Source organism: Streptomyces sp. A18 (genome assembly GCF_059026065.1).
Map to the genome: position 1 here is coordinate 1 of NZ_JBWLKL010000087.1, position 7,429 is coordinate 7,429.

The following is a 7,429-nucleotide window of genomic DNA, read 5'->3' on the forward strand; positions in this document are numbered from 1 at the left end:
ACCGCTTCCACCTCGACGTGGTCCCCAGCCCGAGCGGGGTGGTGCACCACCTGTTCTGGCGGAAGTGACGCGCTGAGTAGCTGAGTAGCTGAGTCTGTCGGGAATCTTGGAGACTTCCACGGTGCGGAGCGGTGTGCCTTCGCTGTGCGGATGACGTTTGCCGAGGTCGATGCCTCGCTGTTGGCAGTGGTTTCGGTGCCGCGACGCTTTCGCAAACAGCGGGGCGGGGCGGGAGCCAGTGCGACTGACGATTCGGATGTGGCGATGCCGGGTGCCTGACGCCATGCGGTTCGGCTGGCAGGGCTTCCCACGCCAACAACGCCGGCGCATCACGCCCAGCTGACCCCGCTGCCGCACATGATCACGGGCGCCCCTGGCCCCACCGAAACCCCACCTGCGAGTACTTGGTCTTGTGGCCTCGAGAAGTCTTGGCCGTCTACTCGGTCTCCGTGCTCTGGAGCACCTGGCCCTGGGTCCTGCGCCGTCGCAGTACGGCGGCGGTGATCGCGGCGGCCACGGCGACCCCCGCACCGATCACAGCGACCAGACCGACGGACGAGTCGGAGTCGGACTTTTCGGCGGCGACCGGCGTCGGCGTTCCCGCGACGGAAGGTGCGGGGGCGGTTTCCGGGCTGGCCGGCTGCGAGGCGCCAGCGGCGGATCCGGGTGACGGGCTGGCCTCTGGGTTGACGACGAGGACCGGTGCGGGGAACTCGGGTTCCTCACCGCCGGTCTGCTTCTGGTTCCACTCGGCGACGGTGCCGTTGGAATAGGTCTGTTCCGTGTCGAAGGCCAAGGAGTACCGATCCGGTACCGGTCCGACCTTCACTTTGAAGGTCTGGCTCTGGGCTGGCTTGATCTCGTGACCCGCCTCCGCCGTCCAGACCAGTTGGGCGCCCCGTCCACCGGGCCCGGCGATCGTCTCCCCGTTCCATCCGTCGAGCGCCGGCACCGAGGTGACCATGACGTCCGGCGGGACGGCGACCGCGATGCGGACCGTGGTGGCGTCGAGCATCTCGCTGGGCACGCGGAACTGGAGGGTGGCGGGCTTCCCGGGGACGACCTCGCCTATGACCCGGACATGGGCCGTGGCGGCACCGGTGGAGAGCAGGACTGCTCCCGCCGCGCCGACGAGGGTGATCAGGGGGGCGATGTGCCGTCGAGCGCGGCGGGACATGGGAACGTCCTCTCAGGTCGGGGTCGGGGTCGGGGTCAGCAGCAGTCGCAGTACAGAAGGTCGGCGGTCTTCACCGCGTGGTCGTGCCCGCTGGCCTGAGCGGCGAAGTTCGCCTTCTGGACGGGGGTCACCCCGCCCTTGACCTCGATGGAGACGCTCTCGCCGTTGAAGGAGCCGAAGGAGAGCGCCATGGGCGTCTTGCCGCCCTTGTCGGTGGGGAACGTCCGCAGGGGGGTCTTCTTGCCGTCGGCGGCCATGGAGTATGCCTGGTACACGGTGTCCGGCCTGAGCCCGCGTGCCTGGAGCTGGATCATGTCCAGCCCGTTCACCGGACGGATGGTGGCCTCCAGGACGCGGCCCTTGATCGGGTCGAGGGTGTCACCGCGCTTGCCGTTTGGCAGCGTGGTCGGCACGTTATGGGCCTGCTGGCCGAGTCCCTGGCGACCGAGGTTGGGCGCGCTGCCGGACCTGGCGGCCCCGGGGGCGTAGACGACGGCCTGCGGTTCCTGGCCCGCCGCGATGGTGTCGACCACCTTGTTGGTGACCGTGTCGATGACGTCCACGGCATCGGACTTCTCCAGGCCTACATAGAGGCGAGAGCCGTCACCACTGGCCCAGGCGCCGTGCGGCGCGTGCCCCCGGTTCTTGATCTTGGTGATGAACTGCGGGGCGCCGTCGGTCCTCTTGTAGACCCAGGTCTCGTCCAGCCCACCCATGGTCAGGTAGACGAACTTGCCCTTGCGGTTGTCGACGAACTGCGGGTGGTTGGTGTCGGGGCCGGTGTTGAGGACGGTGACGACCTCGTCGCGGACCAGGTCCACGACGCTGATCTTGCCGTCGCGCTTGTGCGAGACCCAGATCTGTTTGCCGTCGGCGGAGATCGCCTGGTCGGAGGAGAAGGTGGCACCGAGCCCGGTGATGCGGTCGGTGATCCTGCGGGAGCGCACATCGATCACGGTGATCTCGGACTTGCTGGTGAAGTTGACGTACGCGTGCCTGCCGTCGGGGCTCATGAGCACCTTCGACGGGCCTTCGCCGACGCGCACGGTGGCGATGACACCGCCGTGCCGGGTGTCGACGACCGAGATCGTGTCCCGGCCCCGGTTCGCGACCCAGAACTGCTTGCCGTCGGCGGTGAAGCTGCCCTCGTGGGCGGCACGGCCCACATCGGTGGTGTTGAGGACCTTGTTGGTCCTCGTGTCGACCATGTGGACGGTGTTGCTCGTGACGCTCACCACGGCCAGCAGCCGGCGGTCCGGCGAGAAGGCCAGGCCGTGCACCCCGGAATCGCCGCTGTACTGCGGGCTGAAGTTGCTGCCCACCCGCTGGTCGCCCAGGGCGATCGTCCCCTGCGTCCTGTTGGTCGAGGGGTCGACCACCGTCACTGTGTTGGACGACTGGTCGGCCGTGTAGAGACGGTCCCGACCCGAGATCGGAATCGGGCGCTGCTTGGACGTGGCACTGGTCTCGGAAGCCGCGGGTTCGGGGCTGGCCTGTGCGAGGGAAGCAGCCGCGAGGCCGCCGCCTACTCCCAGCGTGGCGATCAACATCCATGTGGCACGACGCGCTGAAGGCATGTCTCGTCTCCATTGTCTGTTTCGGGCATGGCGGACCGCGGTGCCTTCGGGCATGGCGGACCGCTTGACCGCCCGGTGGGTGAATTCGGCGTCAGTACGTCTGTGTTCCGGCCGTCAGGCTGGCCGGGATGCGGACGGGGACGGGGACGGCAGCACGGAAACGTGGGTCACGACGCGACCCTCTTCGTCCTCGACCATCAGGGCCGTGATGGTGTCCCTGCGCATGGCCGTCATCATGCGGGTGGCCACCTGCTCGTCGGAATCGGCCCGAACACTGCCTCCCGGAACACGCGTGCCGTCCGCGTTGACGGTCATCATCCGATAGGTCTCGCCCGCCTTGAGCCCCGACAGAGCCACTGGCACCTCGGTGCCCCACGGACGGTCGATCATCCTTCCCTCGCGGACCAGCACCACCGATGTCGCGGGGGGCGGCTGGTCCTGATCCAGCAGCGTGAACGGGACGACCGCCGCGGCCGCCGTGACGAAGGCGGCGGCCACGCCCAGGGCGACGCGGCGCCGGTAGGTCGGCCGGGCGGGCTCTGGTTCGGCCACGACTCGGCGGATGCGGTCGCTGAGGTCCTTCGAGGGCCGCGGGTGCGTCGCGAACGCTCGTGCGCCAGCCCAGTCGGCGAACGGGTCGGATCGCTGCAGTGTCCGCACCACGTCATCGAGCTCGGCGGCCTCTCGGGTGCACTGCGGGCACTGCTCAAGATGCCGGGCCAGATCCTCCGGCAGCGGTGTCCTGAGCAGCAGATGCTCGGTCAGCAATGAACGGAAGGGAAAGCATGCCTCGTTCATGGTGTCAGCCACCCGTTCTCCTCCAGGATGAGCCTCAGCGCGCGCACGCCGTAGTACAGCCGGCTGCGCATGGTGGACGCCGGGACCCCCAGCTCATCACCCAACTCGGCGCAGGTACGACCGCCGAAGTACACCTCCACCACCGCCTCCCGGTGCTGCGGGCTCAACCGCTCCAACGCCTCCCCGAGTTGAATCCGCTCAAGGAGCTGATCGACGGGGTCGAACACCGAGGACGACTCGGACACGGCGTCCCACGAGGAGTAACCGGCGCCGTCGCGGACCTTGCGCCGCCGTACGGCGTCCACCACTCCGTTCCGGGCGATGGCGAACAGCCAGGTCCGCATGGATCCCTGACTCGGATCGAAACCGCGGGGCGACTTCCAGGCGCGGACGAAGATCTCCTGGACCACGTCCTCGGCGAGCTGCCGGTCGTCCAGTGCCTTGAACGCGAACCCGAACAGCTCGCCGCCGTAGAGTTCGTAGGCGGCCTGTACCTCCTGTTCGGTGCGCAGTGCGGTCGGTTCCGCGTCCTTCGACGCGAACCGTCCACGCAGCCACTTCACGGGACTACCGCTCACCGACACGGCCTTCCGTATCCGATCCGTGCCAGAAGGCCATGGTGCCGTCCATTTCCGGAGACGATGTGGTCATCAGGGGATACGCGGGTCCCGACACTGGTGTTGAAAGGGCCGGAAGGTTTGTTGATACGGCCCTGATCTCGTATAGCTAATGGCGACCGGGCGTGTAACGCTGCGTGACCGGCGTGATCGTCGTTTCCCTGTGCCGGACGACTCGACGGCCTTGGCCCTGCGAGCGAATGGTGTCGGCGGAAGGACTGGGGGGCCCGAGGACCTGCTCGAGGTCCGGACGCTACTCGAAGACGACATGAGGAGGCCAGAACTCACTGGCGGCCTCGCGTAATCGGGAGTCGCGTATTCCTCGGCCTGTGGTGGGGTGTGATCACTCTGAGTGGTCTCCTGGGGCGTAGTGACGCCATCTCCAAGACCTCGCCATTCTGCGGGGCGTGCGGAGCCCGGTCTGATGCCCCTTCGCGTCCGTCACCACCTTGGTGTGCAGCGCACCCGAAGCGCGGCTGGATGTGGAGGTTCAGCCGGGGGTGCGCGGAGCGTGGCGCGGAGTGGGTAGGGTGCGGCGATTGATCGACCACGGGGGTAGAGGATGCGGGGCGTACGTCGCTGGGCGTGGGGGATCGTGCTGGTGGTGGTGCTGGCGTTGCTCGGGGGCTACGGCTGGTATCGCTGGAGCGACACCGGGAAACGGTGGCGTTTCGAGGACAAGCTCGCGTCGTACTGCGGCGGGGTGTTGCCGTATGAGGAGACCGTGTCCCTCACGGGCCTTCCCTCCGACCCGGTCACGGGGCTGCCCCACGACGTTCGACAGGGCACGCCTGGGCAGGGGTACGAGTTTTGCTGGATCAAGAGCCTGGACATCGTGATCACCACCGCACGCATCCCGGATGACTCCGCCACCGACCTGAAGTTCTACCTCCCGCGTCTGCGCGCGGACGCGCTTCCCACACCGATGGGCGGGGGCTGGCGAGGCTTCACCGACGGCGTGAACACCACGGTTGTTCTTCCGTGCACCAACCGTGACCACTCGATCGCTGCCACCGCGCAGCTCACCTCGGAGGAACCCAACAAGCGTGTGAGCGGCAAGGTGGCCGAGTTGGCCACCGCGACCGCCGCCAACGCCGCCGACCGCTGGGGCTGCAAGAACAAGCCAGGCACGCGGGTAGAGGTCGTCGACCCGGAGTCGGACTCGCCGGCTCCCCAGGCGGCCAACGGCACCTGCGCCGGGCTGCCCTGGACACGCAACAAGCGGATCGACGTGGTCACCGAGACGCCCACAGACCGGCTCGCGCCATCCTCGGTGTGCTTGTTGGCCGACGAGGGCACAGATGACGGCTATCGCCTGGAAGCCTCGTTCGGCCCCTATGCCCTGCGCGAGCGCCGCGAGAGCCGGTACACCGAACTGACCGCGAAGCCGGCCGGTGGCGGTGCGGACACCAAGGAATACTTCTGGGCCAGCGCCGACTGCCCCGGAGACGGGCCCCGGGCCCTGTTTCAGATCAGCCCGCAGAGCGCGACGTCCAACAATCCGTCCTTCGCCAGAGCCGCGCTGGTCGCATTCACCAAGCAGGCGGCCGAGCGGCGCGCCTGCACCGACCTGCAGCTTCCGCCCGCGCCCCAGTAGCGGTCAGGACAGATGCCGGGCGGAGCATGAGATCCACCCGGCATCGGCGCGGGGACGGGACGGGTCATCGTGAAGCAGGGGTGTGCCACCGTGCGACGCCGGAGTTGAACGGGTGGTGATCCCTGCGTCTTCTCGCGGGGAATCCGGGGTGGTTGAGGATCGCTACGGCGATGGCCTCGGTGAGCACCGGCTCGGGCAGCAGGTCGCCGTCGGTGGGCTGAGCCGAAGTTCTGGAGTTGACGCCAACGGGCCCGGATGAGCCGGCAGATGAGGTCGGCCGGAGCACGCTGGTTGTCACAGGCGAGGCATCCGACGTGTCACACGCGCTCATTCAGAAGTCCTTGTGTCACCGAAACTGAGTGAAGATCAGGTGTCCGCGACTCCACGGCAACCGGTAATTCTTCCGCGGTACTCCACAGGTTTACCCGGCTCAACCACCGGTGTGACGACCCCGAGGGCATGCGCACGCCAGCATGAGAGCTCACATCAGAGCCCCATGTGGGGCAAGAGCGAACGGGGAATCGAATGCGCGTCGGACGCATGTCCACGATCTGCGGGGTATTCGTGGCGACGGCGGCCATGATGGTGGGGCTCGCCCCCCAAGCCTCGGCCGCAGGCCACTGGGAGGACCCGTGGAGGAGTTACTCCAGCTTCCGGTACACCTCCTCTGACTGGAAGGGCGCCCGGAGCTACGTCGAGATCTCCTGGAACTCCAGCGGCAACGCATCGGTCTACGGCTACGCACGCGACACCCAGGGCGACGGCTACGGCGCGCTGGCGCAAGTGATGTACGACTACTGGAACGGGTCGCAGTGGGTGCACACTCAGCGGACACTGGCGAAGACCAGCGGCGGCAAGGGCAGCGAGACGTGGAACTACGGCAAGCACGCCACGCTCAAGGTCCGCAACGTCTGGCTGCGCTCCTGCCTGTGGAATTCCTCGGGCACGATCTGCGAGGGCGGTGCCCACTGATGCGGCCGCCCAACACGGCCTGGGCGTAGGACTCTCCCTCGGAACGTCGATACGACGGTCAGCAGTATCCTCGCCGACTATGCCGCGTGCGCGGGCGAAGCCGGCGAGATGCTGCTGACCGCTCTCGCATTCGCACCTCCGGGCGGCCCGGCACTGCTGCATGGACGTGAAACTCTTCTCGGAGGCTGCCAGGTCCTCTCACCAAAACCGTTGCCAGGCCCAGCGGAACGGCTGTGTTCGGGTCGCCGGCGCCAAGGTGGTGAACACCAGCGACACGGGCGGGTGCGGCACGACGCCAGGGCTACCCCCGGAGGAAGCCTTCCTCTCTCTCACATCCGCATTCGTCTCCATGACCAGGCCGCCGGCAGCCACGGTCCACCCTCCGGGCGCGCTGATCTCAGCCCCGTTGAGGAGCATGCCGCCAGCCACCCGGGCGTCGCTCAGGGACAAGGCGGTGCTCACATGGTTGAAGGGCGAGGAAGTGAGGCCCCGAGCAGGTCCACCGACTTCTCGAGCCAGCAGTCCTCGAGCCAGAGGGCGTAAGCGATCTGCGCGCCGGCCAGGTTGAGATGTCCGGATATCCGCGCCCCGGCTTGGACTTGTCCGGCCGATCGTGGTTGTGGGTCGGGCATGATGTCCCGGTGAGCATCATCGTGAAGTTCTTCGTGGCGCCGGACGACACGTCAGCGGC

General features: G+C 67.7%; 6 protein-coding genes. 2 read left to right on the top strand and 4 right to left on the bottom strand.

Annotated features, from left to right (window positions below; all coding sequences use genetic code 11):
- Window positions 1-436 precede the first annotated feature (436 nt).
- The 4 genes from AC5P1C_RS43185 to AC5P1C_RS43200 form a co-directional block, all read right to left on the bottom strand.
- Window positions 437-1,177, bottom strand: a complete 741-nt coding sequence (locus AC5P1C_RS43185; RefSeq protein WP_493871497.1) for a DUF1775 domain-containing protein — start codon at window positions 1,175-1,177, stop codon at window positions 437-439.
- Window positions 1,178-1,212: 35 nt separating this feature from the next.
- Window positions 1,213-2,754: a YncE family protein gene (locus AC5P1C_RS43190; RefSeq protein ID WP_493871498.1), complete on the bottom strand. Its 1,542-nt coding sequence runs from the start codon at window positions 2,752-2,754 to the stop codon at window positions 1,213-1,215.
- Window positions 2,755-2,868: 114 nt separating this feature from the next.
- Window positions 2,869-3,564, bottom strand: coding sequence for a hypothetical protein (locus tag AC5P1C_RS43195; RefSeq protein ID WP_493871499.1), 696 nt, complete (start codon window positions 3,562-3,564; stop codon window positions 2,869-2,871).
- Window positions 3,549-4,130, bottom strand: a complete 582-nt coding sequence (locus AC5P1C_RS43200) for a sigma-70 family RNA polymerase sigma factor (protein WP_493871500.1) — start codon at window positions 4,128-4,130, stop codon at window positions 3,549-3,551. The genes AC5P1C_RS43195 and AC5P1C_RS43200 overlap by 16 nt, the downstream gene beginning before the upstream one ends.
- A gap of 634 nt (window positions 4,131-4,764) precedes the next feature.
- Between AC5P1C_RS43200 and AC5P1C_RS43205 the strand changes: the two genes are divergently transcribed.
- Together AC5P1C_RS43205 and AC5P1C_RS43210 are read left to right on the top strand one after the other, a co-directional pair.
- A complete protein-coding gene (locus tag AC5P1C_RS43205) occupies window positions 4,765-5,766 on the top strand; it encodes a hypothetical protein (protein WP_493871501.1) in 1,002 nt (333 codons plus the stop codon).
- A 525-nt stretch (window positions 5,767-6,291) separates the two neighbouring features.
- Entirely contained in the window at window positions 6,292-6,738 is a 447-nt protein-coding gene (locus AC5P1C_RS43210; RefSeq protein WP_493871502.1) for a hypothetical protein, read from the top strand.
- Window positions 6,739-7,429: the final 691 nt, after the last annotated feature.